Annotated in this window: 10 protein-coding genes; 4 read left to right on the forward strand and 6 right to left on the reverse strand. The window is 64.0% G+C overall.

All coding sequences use genetic code 11. The features are described from left to right. Positions 1-12: 12 nt before the first annotated feature. Positions 13-1410, forward strand: a complete 1398-nt coding sequence (locus ACIGJG_RS19570) for a YadA family autotransporter adhesin (protein ID WP_041680370.1) — start codon at positions 13-15, stop codon at positions 1408-1410. Positions 1411-1473: 63 nt separating this feature from the next. Here the strand turns inward: ACIGJG_RS19570 and ACIGJG_RS19575 are convergent, their stop codons facing one another. From ACIGJG_RS19575 to ppk1, 4 genes are all read right to left on the reverse strand, one after another. Next, positions 1474-2118 carry a response regulator gene (locus ACIGJG_RS19575; RefSeq protein ID WP_011301950.1) on the reverse strand — a complete coding sequence of 215 codons (645 nt, stop codon included), beginning with the start codon at positions 2116-2118 and terminating at the stop codon, positions 1474-1476. After that, the gene (locus tag ACIGJG_RS19580) at positions 2090-4801 is read right to left on the reverse strand and encodes an ATP-binding protein (protein WP_483673770.1); all 2712 of its coding nucleotides are present in this window, start codon (positions 4799-4801) and stop codon (positions 2090-2092) included. The genes ACIGJG_RS19575 and ACIGJG_RS19580 overlap by 29 nt, the downstream gene beginning before the upstream one ends. A 553-nt stretch (positions 4802-5354) precedes the next feature. After that, on the reverse strand, positions 5355-5585 hold the full coding sequence (locus tag ACIGJG_RS19585) for a hypothetical protein (RefSeq protein ID WP_011301948.1): 231 nt from the start codon (positions 5583-5585) through the stop codon (positions 5355-5357). Between the two features lie 245 nt (positions 5586-5830). Beyond that, positions 5831-7969, reverse strand: a complete 2139-nt coding sequence (gene ppk1, locus ACIGJG_RS19590) for a polyphosphate kinase 1 (protein WP_011301947.1) — start codon at positions 7967-7969, stop codon at positions 5831-5833. 295 nt (positions 7970-8264) lie between these two features. On the opposite strand from ppk1, the gene ACIGJG_RS19595 reads away from it, so the two are divergent. Continuing rightward, positions 8265-8669, forward strand: a complete 405-nt coding sequence (locus tag ACIGJG_RS19595; RefSeq protein WP_011301946.1) for a DoxX family protein — start codon at positions 8265-8267, stop codon at positions 8667-8669. Positions 8670-8776: 107 nt separating this feature from the next. Here the strand turns inward: ACIGJG_RS19595 and ACIGJG_RS19600 are convergent, their stop codons facing one another. After that, positions 8777-12337, reverse strand: a complete 3561-nt coding sequence (locus tag ACIGJG_RS19600; RefSeq protein WP_011301945.1) for an indolepyruvate ferredoxin oxidoreductase family protein — start codon at positions 12335-12337, stop codon at positions 8777-8779. A 131-nt stretch (positions 12338-12468) separates the two neighbouring features. On the opposite strand from ACIGJG_RS19600, the gene ACIGJG_RS19605 reads away from it, so the two are divergent. Continuing rightward, positions 12469-13404, forward strand: coding sequence for a LysR substrate-binding domain-containing protein (locus tag ACIGJG_RS19605; RefSeq protein WP_011301944.1), 936 nt, complete (start codon positions 12469-12471; stop codon positions 13402-13404). Positions 13405-13572: 168 nt separating this feature from the next. After that, entirely contained in the window at positions 13573-14301 is a 729-nt protein-coding gene (locus ACIGJG_RS19610) for a Crp/Fnr family transcriptional regulator (protein WP_011301943.1), read from the forward strand. A 43-nt stretch (positions 14302-14344) separates the two neighbouring features. Here ACIGJG_RS19610 and ACIGJG_RS19615 read toward each other — a convergent pair whose 3' ends face one another. Next, entirely contained in the window at positions 14345-15370 is a 1026-nt protein-coding gene (locus ACIGJG_RS19615) for a helix-turn-helix domain-containing protein (protein ID WP_011301942.1), read from the reverse strand. Positions 15371-15572: the final 202 nt, after the last annotated feature.

Consider the following 15572-nt stretch of genomic DNA (forward strand, 5'->3'; position numbering starts at 1 on the left):
GCTGGATTGGCAATGCGAACCGCCTTCGCCTTCACGCCTATTGGCGATGGCGCAAGCGGCAGCTCCTCCGACTTGGTCATTGGCGACAACGCCAAAGGTGACACCACGCCAACCTACTTCTGGATCGTTCCCGATAAGGATCCCGCCGGCAACGCAATACCTAGCGTGGGCTCGACGATCGTCGGCAACTATGCCAACGCTAACGAGTACGCGGGCGTGACCTTGTTCGGCGACCATACCTACGCGACCGGCAACGGTGCGGTAGCATTCGGTCCCAATGCATCGGCTGGTACGGTTGCGACGGCGGTCGGCAATGATTCCATGGCCTCAGGCAAATGGAGCCTGGCTTTTGGCGCGCGCTCGTATGCTTCGGCCGATGCGTCCGTGGCGTTGGGCGGCATGTCGACCGCGTCCGGCGCGTATTCCAATGCCGTGGGGGTATATGCCAATGCCTCCGGCTATGGCTCGTTTGCGGGGGGTTTTGCCTCGGCCGCAGGCTCGGGTGGCATTGCCATCGGCCTGGGGGCCACGCAAACCGATGACAATGGCGTCGCGCTCGGGGCTTTGGCCAGTGCAGGCGGGACGTCGTCGGTGGCCATCGGCTACGGCGCGCGCACGAGCAGTGCCGACGCCATCGCGCTGGGCAAGAACGCCTCGGCACTTGGCAATCGCTCCATCAGCATTGGCACAGGCAGCACCGTGACAGGCGCACGGTCTGGCGCGATCGGCGATCCGAACACCGTCACCGGCTCTGGCAGCTACGCACTCGGCAATGACAACAACGTCGGCGCCGACAACGCATTCGTGATGGGTAACAACGTGACCGCACCGGCCGGCCTGAACGGCGTTGTCGTACTGGGCAACGGGTCGACCGTGTCAGCCGCTACGCCGGTGCCGGGCATGACGATGAACGGCGTCGCCTACACCTTCGCCGGTGGCTCCCCGGCAGCCGGCGATGTCGTGAGCGTCGGTTCCGCGGCCGCACCGCGCCAGATCCAGAATGTGGCCGCCGGCCGCATCAGCGCCGACAGCACCGATGCCATCAACGGTTCGCAGCTGTACGCGACCAACCAGGCGGTGAACGAGAACACGCAGGACATTGCCAACCTGAACCAGCAGATTGGTGGCAACACCCAGGCAATCAGCAACCTGAGCAACCGGATCGACGGCGCGCAGCGCGATGCCAATGCGGGTACGGCGTCAGCCATGGCCCTGGCGGGCCTGCCGCAGTCGGTGCTGCCGGGCAAAGGCATGGTTGCGCTGGCGGGCAGCACTTACAGCGGACAGTCGGCGCTGGCGCTGGGCGTATCGAAGCTCTCGGATTCCGGCAGGTGGGTCTTCAAGGGTGGCGTGACAAGCAATACGCGCAGGAACGTCGGCGCAACCGTCGGGGCCGGCTTCCACTGGTAGGCGCAAAGCCGTTCACTTGCCACCGTCGTTCCCGCCTGTGCGGGAATGACAGTCAGGGAGCGATCATGACTTCAAGCCGTGCTTCTGTGCATAATCGAACAGCTCGGCATCGTTCGACACCCCGAGCTTGCGCATGGCATTGGTCTTCTGGGTGCTGATCGTGTTGATGCTGCGATGCAGGTGCCGCGCCATCTCCGACGTCGACATGCCATTGACGTACATGCGCACGACCTCGGTTTCACGCGGGCTCAGCTGGCGGGCGGCATGCCGCTGCGACATCTGGTGTTCCCATTGCCTCAGGTCCTCGTGCACGGACGTGCTCAGCAACCTTCTGCGCCGGAATGCTGCCGCAATCACCGCCGGCAATTCCGACAGGTCGTCGCGCTTGTTCACGATGCCGAGCACGCCGACATCCTGCATGCTGACCATGAGCCCGGCATTCTCGAGCATGGTCAGGACAACCACCCTGACATGGGGAAACCGCTGCCGCAGGCTCGTCAGCATCGCCAGGCCATCTGGCGTTGCGCCGCAGGGCATGGAAAAGTCCGTTACCAGCACATCGCATGGCACGTTGCGCAGCAGTTCGGTCAGTGCGCCGGGGTCCGGGGCGTCCGCTACCACGCGAATGCCCGGCGCCGAAGCAAGCGCCTGCCGTACGCCAAAGATGATCAGCGGATGGTCATCCGCGACTATTACCCTGATTGCCATTGCTTCTCCCCTCTCCAGATTCAAGGCCGCCATGGGAATCGCCCATCGCGCATTCGGCACGCGACAGCATGCAATTCCGGCAGTTCACTGGCGGCTGCGCGCGCGCTTCGGCATCGCGTGTGTCCTGCGCCAGCGCCTGCGTCAGGTGGGCAATCGCGTCCAGGACGGGGCGGCTGGCATTGCGGATCCTGTCGCCGTTACCGCGTTCCACGGCCCGCTGAAGGCTGTCGATGATGTCGTCGAGGTGAGGCTGACCAAAGACGGAGAGCGCGCCCCGCATGCGGTGGCACCATGCGCGCAGCACCGGCGTCGCGCCCGTGGCAAGGCCATCTAGCAGGGCCTTGCGGTCTGCCTGCAGCGCAGTGATGCACGCTTGCAGGCCGGCTTCGCCCGAGCCCGGGACAAGCACAGCCAGCAGGTCATCGCGCCTTACGCGTGTTGCGTCGAAGCGCGGCGCATCCGTTGCCTCCCACTGTGGCCGGCGACTCCCGACCGGTACGTTAGCGCTGAATTCCGCGTGCATTGCGCTCGCAAGTCCTTGCCGCAGCGACGCGAGCGTGATCGGCTTCAGTACGCATGCGTTCATGCCAGCCTCGAAGCCGCGCTGGTGTTGCTCCCGCACGGTGGTCGCCGTGATCCCCACCACAGGTAGCGCCCGCAACGTGGCGTCCCGGCTGTTGCGCAGGGCTTGCGTCAGCGCGAAGCCATCCATGCGCGGCAGGTGGAAGTCCGTCAGCAGCAGGTCGAACGTGCCGGCACACAACGCGTCAAGCGCTGCCTCGCCGTTGTCAACCACCGTGGGCGAGTGGCCCAGCACCACCAACTGCTGGCGGATGACTTCCTGGCTGATGTAATGGTCCTCGGCCACCAGGATGCGCCAGCAGGCCGGCATCTCTGACATCTCTGTTTCACCCACGCTTATCGCCTCGCTCTGCCCCATCGGCATGGGCGGTCCGGATTCCTCAGGCATGACCGGACACGGCACACGCAAGGACGCCGTGGTGCCAGTGCCTTCCTCGCTGGTCAGCACGAGGCTTCCGCCCATCATCGCCGCCAGGCTTCGCGAGATGGCAAGTCCGAGCCCCGTGCCGCCCATGCGGCGTGTCACGCTGCGTTCGCCCTGCATGAACGGCGTAAAGAGCCGGGGCATGTCCGCGCTGGCGATACCGATGCCCGTGTCCTGCACTTCCAGCAGCAGCGCGGCTGTTTCGCCGTCAGACGTTTCGGCCGAAGCGTGAAGCGTGACGCTGCCGCGATCGGTAAACTTGATGGCATTGCCAAGCAGGTTGAACAGGATCTGCCGCATCCGGATGCCATCGGCGCGCACGGTCGCGGGAACATCGGCGCTGACGTGTACGCGCAACTGCAGGCCCTTCTGCTGCGCCTGTGGCAGCAACAGCGACGAGACGCTGTCCAGCAGCTCGCGCAGGTCCACCGGCGCCGGCACGATCGCAAGGCGGCCGGCTTCGATCCTCGCGTAGTCGAGGATGTCGTCCAGGATCTGCGCAAGCGCATGGCCGGACTCATGCGCGAGCGTCAGCATGCGATGCTGCGCCGGCGTCAGTGCAGTGTTCCGCAATAGTTCGACAAGCCCGAGGATGCCATTCATCGGCGTGCGGATTTCATGGCTCATCATGGCTAGAAAGCCTTCTTTGGCTCGCAGGTCTGCCTCGGCCGCGTCCTTCGCCTCATGCAGCGCCTCGGCTTGCCGGTGCACGTCGGTGACATCGATAACCACGCCGTTCCACACCGTGCAGTTGCCGTCCCGTCTCGGCATGGCGCGGACGCGGATCCATCCCGGTGCCGGCCCGCGATTCAGGCGCCCTTCGACATCCAGCGGCTGGCATGTACGCGCGCTCTCGAGGATTGCCGTGCGCAGGCGCGGGCGATCCTGCGGACAGAAGGCCGTGCTGTCGGACGGCGCGGCACCGAGTGCGGCAACCGTATCGATGCCGCGCCCGACACCATCGCCGGCGGCATACGTGACCTCCCAGCCGCGGTCCGATGCATCCTGCGGCAGACGGCTCTGGAATACGGTGACAGGCAGGCTGTCGACCACGTCCTTGAGCCGGCGCTCGAACGCCTGCGCGCGCTCGCGCGATTCATCGATATCCGTCACGTCGAAATGCACGGTCACGATGCCGCCGGGCATGCCATCGGGATTGCGGAACGGCAACGCCCAGAAGTTCACCCGGCGCGACTGGCCCGATGCGTTCCTCATCTGCAGCCGCGCCTGGCGCGGTTCCATGGTGCGGATGGCTTCGTCCTGCAGGCCCAGCAGGTCGCCCGTCATCCGCTCCCGCAAGGATTCGACTTCCAGCGCGTGCCTGCCCATGGCATCCGCCTTGGCGATGCCAAAAAAGTGCTCGAATGCGGGATTCAGTTCGATGTAGCGGAGATCCGGGTCTTTCGCTGCCACGGGTTCCGGCAGGCAGGCCAGCAGCGCCTTCCTGAGTGCGAGTTCATGGCCAAGCTTGGCCTCGGCTTTGGTACGCTGCGTGATCAGCCGGCGCATGCGCAGGTAGCCGATGGCCAGCACACCGCTGGCGAACATGAACGGCAGCAGCAGCGGCCATACGGCACGAAGCATGCCGCCCCGCTCCGTCATGACCTGCGCCGCTTCGTCGAGCAGGAACAGGAACAACCCTCCTGCGAACAGCGCACGACCGATATGCAGCCCCAAGGTGCTCCCCTTCTGTCTCCATGGCGATCCGCGTTCGCCGCATTGTTTGTTCGCGTCTGCGCGAAAGCATTTATTGCTGTCGTCCGCGGGTATTGGCGACAGCGTGGAAAAGTCTAGGCTCGGCACATCGTGCACGGCTATAGAAGGAATTCGATTCTTCAGACAATCCTGATGCAGTCCCGACGAACGGGTTCGCCTGCAGCTTCAACGGCGTGCGAATGATGAAGTGGGGAACAGGACCGCTCATGATGCTTTGGCGTTGAACCATGCCGGCGCGCGAAGCGCGAAGCGGGTGTCGAAGCTGACCGGCGACGTGGTGTCACACCGTGTTCGAGGAAAAGCCGAGAGCCATTCTAGGACTGCAGGCTGGGGACGCCTTGCGGTGTGTCAGCGTTCCGTGCAGGGTATCGCCGCGGCCTTGCACCGCCGGCGTTCGTGCTGCGCGCTGCGCCGACAGGCGCGGCACAGCAAGAGGATGGCAAAGGGATGCATTAGGCCGGAAGGAACCGAGGGCAGGTGCCGACAGCCATTCCGACCCCAAAATGCGCCTGCGCTATCCGGCCTTTGCCGAACTCTCGAAGCTGGCGAATACGCGAGCCTGCACCGCGTCCATGATTGCAAGCACCTGCGCGTCGGTCTGGCCGCTGGCCGCCACGCCTGTCGCATGTTTCGGCTTGGCGCCGGGAGGATAGAACACAAAGGCGGCGTCGCTGGTTCCGGCCAACTCCTTCTTCAGCTGCTGGTTGAGCGCCTTCAGGTACTGCTTCTTGATCGTCTTCGACATGAGTGACCCGGCTCCGTTTGCTGTGCTGTTTCCGATGATGGGCTGCCATCCTTGAAGGAAGCATGACCCGGTGCGGCCATGGGGCTCCACTGCCTGCTGTGATGCATCCTTCGGCCGCCATACGACCGGAGGGAACCTTTGCATAAAAGTGATTTACGAATAACCCAGAGAGGAGATCGCCCCTTTCGAGTGTACGCCCCGGCGCGAGGGCCGCTCGGTATGGCTCCGCACGTCGCGCCTTCGGTTCAGGTCAGGGTGGCCAGCAGCACGCTCTGTGCCGATTCCCCCTGGCGCGAGCGCTTGCGCCGGTAGCCGCCGGCGGGTTCCATTTCCCAGGCATCGCGCTTGTCATGCAGGTACGGCTTCAGGCCTTCGCCGATCACGCGCTTTTTCAGGCGCGCATCGAGCACCGGGAAACAGATTTCAATCCGCCGGAACAGGTTGCGGCCCATCCAGTCCGCGCTGGACAGCATGACGTCTTCGGCCTTGTCGTTGTAGAAGTAAAAGATGCGCGAATGCTCCAGGAAGCGGCCGATGACCGAGCGCACGCTGATGTTCTCGGACAAACCCGGGACACCGGGCCGCAAGGCACAGGCACCGCGCACGATCAGGTCGATGCGCACGCCGTCACGCGAGGCGTCATAAAGGGCCTGAATCAGTCCCGGCTCCAGCAACGCATTCATCTTGGCAATGATCCAGCCCTTGCGCCCTGCCTTCGCATGCTCGGCTTCGCCGCGGATCGCATGCATCAGCGACTTGTGCAGCGTGAATGGCGACTGCCAGACATGCGCCATCTTGCTGGTCTGCCCGAGTCCGGTCAGCTGGGCGAAGACATTGGCGATGTCCTGGGTGATTTCAGGATTGCAGGTCATCAGGCCAAAGTCCGTATAGAAGCGCGTCGTCATGCTGTGATAGTTGCCAGTACCCAGGTGCGCATAGTGCCGCAGGCGTCCACCTTCGCGCCGGACCACAAGCACCATTTTGGCGTGCGCCTTGTAGCCAACCACGCCATAGACAACATGCGCGCCCGCCTCTTCCAGCTGCGCGGCCCAGCCGATATTGGCTTCCTCGTCAAAGCGCGCGAGCAGTTCCACGACCGCCGTGACCTCCTTGCCCTTGCGCGCGGCCTCAGTCAGCGCCGACAGCAGCACCGAGTCGTGGCCGGCCCGATAAACGGTCTGGCGGATGGCCACGACATCCGGGTCCTGCGCAGCCTGCCGGACAAAATCGACCACCGGCGAGAACGACTGGAACGGGTGGTGCAGCAGCACGTCCCCGTCGCGGATCGCTCGGAACATGTCGCTCTGCTGCTGCAGCGCCTTGGGCAGGCCCGGCCGGAAAGGCGGGTATTTGAGATCGGGCCGGTCGACCTGGTCGGGCACTTTCAGCAAGCGCACCAGGTTGACCGGCCCGTTAACCGAAAACACCTCCGTTGCCGACAGGCCGAACTGCTGCTGCAGGAACAAGGTCACGGCCGGCGGGCAGTTGTCTGCCACTTCAAGCCGCAACGCATCGCCGAAATGCCGCTGTGGCAATTCACCCTGCAATGCTTCACGCAGGTTCTTGATTTCTTCATCGTCGACGAACAGTTCGCTGTTGCGCGTCACTCGGAACTGGTAGCAGCCGCGCACCGTCATGCCGCTGAACAGCTCGCCGACATGTGCATGCAGGATGGAAGACAGGAAGACGAAACCATGCCGGCACCCGGCCACGTCCGGCGGCAAGGCAATGACGCGCGGCAATGCACGCGGCGCCTGGACGATGGCGTTGCCGGAGCGGCGCCCAAATGCATCCTTGCCTTCCAGCTCCACCGCGAAATTCAGGCTCTTGTTCAGTACGCGCGGGAACGGGTGCGCGGGATCTAGGCCGATCGGCGTGAGCACGGGCATCAGTTCATTGAAGAAATACTCACGGATCCATTCCGCCTGTGCCGGGTTCCACGATGGCCGCCGCAGAAAACACACGTCTTCGGCGGCCAGCGCGGGAATCAGGACATCGTTGAACATCTGGTACTGCAGCGCGACCAACTCGCGGACCCTCGCGTTCACGAGGTCGTAGAGCGTCTGCGGGGACAGGCCATCGGGACCGGTGACCGGCGACTGCACCAGGCACTGCTCCTTCAGCCCCGCAACCCGGATCTCGTAGAACTCGTCCAGGTTGCTGCTGAAGATGCACAGGAACTTCAGCCGTTCCAGCAAGGGCGTACCCGCGTCGGCGGCCTGCATCAGCACGCGCCGGTTGAATTCAAGCTGACTCAGTTCCCGGTTGACGAACCATGCATTGCCGTTGGGCCACGCCGAAGAAGCGGCGTCCGACGCGTGCGCGGCCTCGATACCGGCCGGCGGCGGCAGCGCGCTCAGTGGAGTGATCGAGTCGTCTTCCATTTGGCATCCGATCAGAAGAGGTTCCGCCGCACGCACGCTGTTCGCGGCCGACGCCAGCACCAACACAAGGAATGCCGGCGCGGGCCCGTTTGGATTCTAGTTCACGACGTCATGGAAATCGCGTTCGCTGCCCTTTTAGGATCAGCTCGGACGAGCATTGAATTTTTTTGATTAACTTGTTTAGTATCGCATCCGGAATCTGGCCAATTACGCGTCTATTCTTCCGTCATGCAGGGAGACGTTTCATTCAACGAATTTCACGCTCACCCGGTTAATCTCAACTTTGGAGCTTGTCATGACCCCCAGCCTTTCCCGCCTGTACCCCGCCGGCCGCGCCCTGCTGGGCGTGCTCTTCCTGATTTCCGGAGTCCTCAAGATCGGCGGATTTGCGGGCACTGCCGCGTGGATGGCGAGTGCCGGACTACCGTTGGCGAGCGTCCTGCTCGTATTGACGATCGTGATCGAGATCGCCGGCGGCCTGACGCTCATTACCGGCTGGAACGCACGCTGGGGCGCGCTGGGCCTGGCAGTGTTCCTGGTACCGGTGAGCCTGGTTTTCCACGGCTTCTGGAGCGCGGACGCCGCGACGTTCCAGAACCAGCTCAACCACTTCCTGAAGAACGTGTCGATCCTGGGCGGGATGCTTGTGGTGTATGCGCTGGAGTCGCAGATCCGCGGTGGTACAGCCAAGGCACAGTGACGGTATGGCGCAGGCCGCGTGTTCGTGGCCTGCCATTGCAGGTGTCTCAAATGAAAAAACCCGCGCCATGACCAAGCGCGGGCTTTCCATTAAACAGTAGGTTTCGCTTACGCAGCCGCCTGATGCGCGCCTTCGCGATACTGCGCAAGCAGTGTGTCGCGCCGTGCCTGTGCCGCATGCAAACTGGCCTCCTTCACATGGCCGAAGCCCCGGATGTCGTCCGGCAACGTCGCCAGCGCGATAGCGCTATCGAGCCGCTCAACGCTTAGCGATTGCGCGAACTCATCTACCATGGCCAGGTACTCGGCGATCAGTTGCCGTTCGGCGCGGCGCTCTGCGGTCTTGCCAAACACGTCGAGCGCGGTGCCACGCAACCCCTTCATTCGGGCCAGCAGCCGGAATGCCGTCATGGTGCGCGGGCCGAAGCGGCGCTTGAGCAGGCGGCCCTTGTCGTCGGTCTTCGCAAGCATCGGCGGCGCCAGCCAGAAGTTGAGCTGGTAGTCGCGGCCCGGTTCGCCTTCGAACTGCGTACGCAGCTTGTCGAGGAACGCGGGATCGGTGTAAAGACGCGCGACTTCGTACTCATCCTTGTAGGCCATCAGCTTGGCAAGGTTGCGCGCAACGGCTTCGGTCAGCGCCAGCTTGCGGCCCGCGCCGAGCTTCTGCTCGGCGGCGCGGACACGCTCGACCGCGTCGCGATAGCGGCCCGCATAGGCGGCATTCTGGTAGTCCGTCAGCATGGCTTCGCGCTTGCGGATCAGGTTGTCCACCGTCTGCGGCATGGCCACGACCTGCTCGCGCCGCGGAGACGGCAGCAGCGCCTGCACTGCAGCCTCGCCATGATGCGCGAGATAGCGGCCCCACTCGAACGCCAGGCGGTTCTTCCCGACCGAAACGCCGTTGAGTTCGATCGCGCGCACCAGGCTGTCGCGCAGCAGCGGAATCCAGCCCTTCTGCCAGGCAAAGCCCAACAGCAGCGGGTTCGAGTAGATGGCGTCGGCCAGCAGCGTGACCGCCCATGCGCTCGCATCGACAAAGGCACAGGCATCGCCGGCGCTCGCGCGCAGGTCCTGTTCCGCGCTGGCGCCCGGGAACTTCCACTTCGGGTTCTTGATGAAGTCGGCGGTCGGCGTGTTGGCGCTATTGACGACAGCGGCGGTCACGCCGTGGCGGACCTTCGATAGCACCTCCGCCGAGGCGGAGACGATTGCGTCGCCGCCGATCACCAGCCGCGCATCACCGGTGGCAATGCGCGTGGCGTGCAGTTCGGCCGGGCTCGGCGCAATCTGCACGTGGCTGATCACCGCGCCGCCTTTCTGCGCCAGGCCCGCCATATCCAGCACCGTTACGCCCTTGCGCTCCAGATGTGCGGCCATGCCCAGCAGGCCGCCGATCGTCACCACGCCGGTGCCGCCCACACCGGTCACGAGCACGCCATAGGGACGCTCGAGCGCCGGCAGCAAAGGCAGCGGCAGCGCGTCGAAATCCGCACCCACGCCCTTGCCGCCGGCAGCCGCCGGCTTGCGCACCTGCGCGCCTTCAGCCGTGACGAAGCTCGGGCAGAAGCCGTTGACGCAGGAGAAGTCCTTGTTGCACGACGACTGGTTGATCTTGCGCTTGGTGCCGAGCTCGGTTTCGAGCGGCTCCACCGACAGGCAGTTGGACTTGGCCGAGCAGTCGCCGCAGCCTTCGCAGACCGCATCGTTGATGAACGCGCGGCGCGCCGGATCCGGATAGGTGCCGCGCTTGCGGCGGCGGCGCTTTTCCGTGGCGCAAGTCTGGTCGTAGATCAGGATGGTCACACCCGCGGTATCGCGCAGGTCGGTCTGCACCTGGTCGAGCTGGTCGCGGTGGAACACCGTTACGCCGGACGGCAGCATGCCGCCATCGCCGTACTTCTCGGGCTCGTCAGTCACCACGACGAGCTTTTTCGCGCCTTCGGCAAGAACCTGATGGGCGATCTGCGGCACCGTCAGCACGCCGTCGATCGGTTGCCCGCCGGTCATCGCGACAGCGTCGTTGAACAGGATCTTGTACGTAATGTTCGCGTTGGCCGCGATCGACGCACGGATCGCCAGCAGCCCCGAGTGGAAATAGGTCCCGTCGCCGAGGTTCGCGAACACGTGCTTGTCGTTCGTGAAATGCATCTGGCCGGTCCAGGCCACGCCTTCTCCGCCCATCTGGCTGAAGGTGTCGGTATTGCGGTCCATCCACAGCGTCATGTAGTGGCAGCCGATGCCGGCCAGCGCACGCGAGCCTTCGGGCACGCGCGTCGACGTGTTGTGCGGGCAGCCAGAGCAGAACCACGGCTTGCGCTCCACCGCGATACGCGGCTGCGCCGCCTCGCGCTCCTTCGCTTCGATCAGCGCGACCCGCGCGGCAATACGTGCGCGGACCTCTTCGGGCAGGTCGAAGTGTTCCAGACGCCGTGCGATAGCCTTGGCAATCAGCGCCGGCGACAGTTCGTAGTGCGCGGGCAGCAGCCAGTTGCCACGCGGCACCGACCATTCGCCGCCGTCATTGCCACGCTGGTCGAACTTGCCGTAGACCTTTGGCCGCACGTCCTCGCGCCAGTTGTACAGCTCTTCCTTGAGCGCGTATTCGAGGATCTGGCGCTTCTCTTCGACGACCAGGATCTCTTCGAGACCGGTCGCGAATTCGCGCGCGCCGTGCGCTTCGAGCGGCCATACGCAGCCGACCTTGTAGACGCGGATGCCGATGCGCTGGCACGTATCGTCGTCGAGCCCCAGGTCGGCCAGCGCCTGGCGCACGTCCAGGTAGGCCTTGCCGGCGGTCATGATGCCGAAGCGCGCATTGGGCGAATCGAGCACGACGCGGTTGAGCTTGTTGGCGCGCACATAGGCGAGTGCCGCGTACCACTTGTGGTCGAGCAGGCGGGCCTCCTGCTGCAATGGGGTATCCGGCCAGCGGATATTCAGGCCGCCCTCAGGCATGGCGAAATCTTCGGGAAGCACGACCTGCACGCGGTCCGGATCGATATCAACCGAAGCCGTCGACTCCACCACGTCCGTCACGCACTTCATCGATACCCACAGGCCCGAGTAGCGGCTCATGGCCCAGCCATGGAGCCCGTAGTCGAGGTATTCCTGCACGTTGGACGGATAAAGCACCGGAATGCCGGCGGACAGCAGCACGTGCTCCGACTGGTGCGCCACCGTGGACGACTTGGCCGCATGGTCATCGCCGGCTAGCAGCAGCACCCCGCCGTGACGCGACGAGCCGGCCGAGTTGGCGTGTTTGAGCACGTCCATGGAACGGTCCACGCCCGGACCCTTGCCATACCACATCGCGAAGACGCCGTCGCGCGTGCCGTTCGGGAACAGGTTGACCTGCTGGCTGCCCCAGACCGCCGTAGCGGCCAGGTCCTCGTTGACGCCCGGTTGGAACACCACATCGCTCGCGGCCAGGTGCTGTTTCGCCTTCCACAGCGCCTGGTCGACACCGCCCAGCGGCGAGCCCCGGTAGCCGGAGATGAAACCCGCCGTATTGAGGCCAGCGGCACGGTCGCGCGCCTTCTGCAGCATGGGCAGGCGCACCAGCGCCTGCGTGCCGCTCATATAGACGCGGCCCTTGTCCAGGGTGTACTTGTCGTCCAGGCTGGCATTGGCCAGCGCCTCGCGCAACGCGTTGGGTAGCGGGGCATTCATGGTGTCTCTCTCCGGGGGATATCGGGGGATATATCGGGCTTATCGGGGCAGTGTAGAAAGCACCGCGGCTATCGTAAAATCATGAAATACGAGAGCTGATATCTGACAAACGAATACCGGAGAGCACGACCATGGCAAAGGCTCGCGAGACGCCCGAACGTCTGGCCAAGGAAATCACATTGCGGCAGTTCCGCTACTTCGTTGCCGCGGCGGAAACGGGCCAATTCTCGATGGCCGCGACGGCCGAACATGTGTCGCAATCAGCCATCACCAATGCGGTACTGACGCTGGAACAGCGCCTCGCGGTACGCCTGTTCGACCGCCTGCCCCACGGCGTAGCACTGACGGCCGAGGGCCACCTGTTCCACCAGCACGCGCGGCAGATCCTTGATTCGGTCGAGGACGCGCTGCGCGAGCCGCGGTTTCAGGTACACGGGTTGAAGGGCAGCGTACGGCTGGCCGCGTCGTACACCGTGCTCGGCTACTTCCTGCCGGGGCTGCTGGCGCGCTTTCGCACGAACTACCCCGATATCGAACTCGACCTGCTGGACATGGATCGCCCCGAGATTGAAAAAGCCGTGTTGTCCGGCGACATCGAGCTCGGCATCGCGCTGCTGTCCAACCTGGAACGGCCGCAGCGCTTTTCACGTCACACGCTGGTCCGTTCGCGGCGGCAGCTATGGACATCGGCCACGCACCCGCTGCTCGCTATCGACCGCCCTTCACTGCGCGATATCGCGGCTCATCCGTACATCCTCATCACCGTGGATGAGGCGGAAACGTCGACCATGCGCTACTGGCGCAGCCGCAAGCTCGCGCCGAATGTTGCGTTCCGCACCAGTTCGATGGAAGCGTTGCGCGGGCTGGTCGCGCATGGCTTCGGTGTCACAGTGCTGTCCGATATCGTGTACCGGCCCTGGTCGCTGGAGGGTAAGGAGATTGCCGCACGGCCGATTGCGGATGCAGTGCCGGACATGGAGGTCGGGATGCTGTGGCAGCCCGGGCGCAAGCTGGAGAAACCGGCGGATGCGCTGCGGGAGTTTTTGATTCATGCGTGTGGGAGCTGACGAGGTGACGCCTCCTCCCTTTGGCTAAGCTCAACCTTTGGTCTCATACCGCACCAAGAGCCTAAGCCCTTCAGCCAATGTTCGTCCACGTACAGAACGCGCCTAATGTGCCCACGGTGAGCACCGGATCGACAAGAACTCTTCGAAACTTGCTAAACGGGGGCGGGAATGGACACTTCAATCGGATCGAGCAGCAACAACCTTCTGTTGCGTCAGCTTCCGGAATCGGAATGGACGGCACTGAGGCCGTATCTGGAAACCGTGGCATTGCGAGGCGGCCAATTGCTGTGCGACGCCGGCCAGCGCGTGCGGCACGTCTACTTTCCCAAGGACGGCGTGGTCTCGCTGCTGTCGCTCCATGCGGACGGCTCCAGCGTGGAACTGGCGGCGGTCGGCAAGGAAGGCCTCGTCGGCCTGCCGGCGCTGACGGGCGCGGAATCCATGCCGCAACGCTGCGAGGTCAGCCAGGCAGGCATGAGCTGGCGCATTGCCGCCGCCGACCTGCGCGACCTGTATCCGCGCTTGCCGCACATGCAACGACTGGTCATGCGCTATATGCAGCTGCTGCTCACGCAGGTCGGCCAGACGGCGGCATGCATCTGTCATCGCACGTTGATGGAACAACTCTGCCGATGGATCCTGCAGACGCTGGACCGGCTTCAGAGCAACGAGCTCAGGATCACGCAGCAGCGGATTGCCGAGATGCTCGGCGTGCGGCGCGAAGGCGTGACTGAAGCCATGGGCAAGCTGCAAAACCTGCGGTTGATCGAACACACGCGCGGCAAGATCGTCGTGATCGACAGGATCGGTCTGGAGTCCATGTCGGGCGAGGCCTATACGATCGTTTCGGCGGAAGTGCGGCGGCTGGTCGGGGATGCCAGCGCGATGGCGCGCTGAACCGAAGCATCGGGCGATGGCCGGGTATTGGAAGGACGGGACTTTATCCCCGCTTCTGCCCGGTCACATCCTGCGACGCTCCCACCATCGTAAGTGCATTTCCATCCTCGTCGAGCGTCACCTCGCCTTCCTCGTGGATCTCCCGCCGACTTCCGTCCGGTAGCAAGATCGCGTAATCCACGCGGTACGGCTGACCGTCGACAACGGCCGCGCGGATAGCAGCCTGGACTCGCGGGCGGTCTTCTTCCACGACGGATGCCAGGAATCGCTCCATCGTGACCTTGAACGCCTGGGGGGCCCAGCCGAAGATGCGATAAGCCTCGTCGGTCCACGCGCAGTCGTCGGTCTGGATATTCCAGTACCAGCCGCCAAGGTGGGCGATTTCCTGCGCCTTGGCGAGCAGCGCCTCGCTCTGCCGCAAGGCCGCCTCGGCCCGGCGGCGTTCGCTGATGTCGAGGCTGACGCCGATCATCTTCGTGGGACGCTGGCCAAAATCGAACACCAGGGTCGCGCGGGATGAGATCCATCGCGTCGCGTTTTCGTGCACGACGCGAAACTCCCACTCGTGCATCTCCTGCGCCCCCAGCGCGCGCTGCAGCACCTCGCGCAAGCGGGCCGCGTCGGACGGATGCACGCAGGCCCAGAAGTCCTCCATGGTCCGGATATGCCGGCCGAACAGCGTGATGTCATTCGACGAATAGGTCACGCTGTCGGTCAGCACGTTCCATTCCCACGTAACGATGCCCGAGACCTCCTGCGCGAATTTCATTCGCGCTTCACTCTCCATGATCTCGGTGAGGTGCTTCTGGCGCAGTTCGCGCATGTGCGGGTCGCTGACGCTGCTGGCCTCCAGATCCGCAATGGCGCGCTCTCCGTAACGGAGCCACAGCCAGTTCACGCCGAGGAACTTCGCGAGCGCGAGCAGTCGTTCGTATTCGATTTCGCCGCCGCGTGTCCATTTGTGGACCGCCGATGGCGACACCGCCAGTGCCTCGGCCACCTGCTTGAGCATGATGCGCTTGCTCTCGAGCACGCCCTTGAAGCGGGTGGCGAACGTGTCTTCCGTCATCGCTTTCCCTGATATCTGATTAACCATCGGTGAATTTTACAGCCAGAACACTACAGCATCCGGCACTTTTTAGCTTTTTGATAGAAATCGATGATCGCAGCCCTCCTAGCGATTGTTTTTTTGAGGTTGATTCACTGGCATCGAAGTCACTAGACTTCGCCTCACATCACCAATGGTTATTTACTTAACCATCAGTGAATCG

The sequence above is a fragment of the Cupriavidus sp. C1SS-2L genome (genome assembly GCF_057073735.1).

Bases quoted from the DNA above. Each gene is read 5' to 3' on its own strand.
- ACIGJG_RS19585 (WP_011301948.1), bottom strand. From the start codon at position 5,585: ATGTCGAAGACGATCAAGAAGCAGTACCTGAAGGCGCTCAACCAGCAG.
- ACIGJG_RS19615 (WP_011301942.1), bottom strand. From the start codon at position 15,370: ATGACGGAAGACACGTTCGCCACCCGCTTCAAGGGCGTGCTCGAGAGC.
- ACIGJG_RS19570 (WP_041680370.1), top strand. From the start codon at position 13: ATGCGAACCGCCTTCGCCTTCACGCCTATTGGCGATGGCGCAAGCGGC.
- ACIGJG_RS19605 (WP_011301944.1), top strand. From the start codon at position 12,469: ATGGCAAAGGCTCGCGAGACGCCCGAACGTCTGGCCAAGGAAATCACA.
- ACIGJG_RS19595 (WP_011301946.1), top strand. From the start codon at position 8,265: ATGACCCCCAGCCTTTCCCGCCTGTACCCCGCCGGCCGCGCCCTGCTG.
- ACIGJG_RS19610 (WP_011301943.1), top strand. From the start codon at position 13,573: ATGGACACTTCAATCGGATCGAGCAGCAACAACCTTCTGTTGCGTCAG.
- ACIGJG_RS19600 (WP_011301945.1), bottom strand. From the start codon at position 12,337: ATGAATGCCCCGCTACCCAACGCGTTGCGCGAGGCGCTGGCCAATGCC.
- ppk1 (WP_011301947.1), bottom strand. From the start codon at position 7,969: ATGGAAGACGACTCGATCACTCCACTGAGCGCGCTGCCGCCGCCGGCC.
- ACIGJG_RS19575 (WP_011301950.1), bottom strand. From the start codon at position 2,118: ATGGCAATCAGGGTAATAGTCGCGGATGACCATCCGCTGATCATCTTT.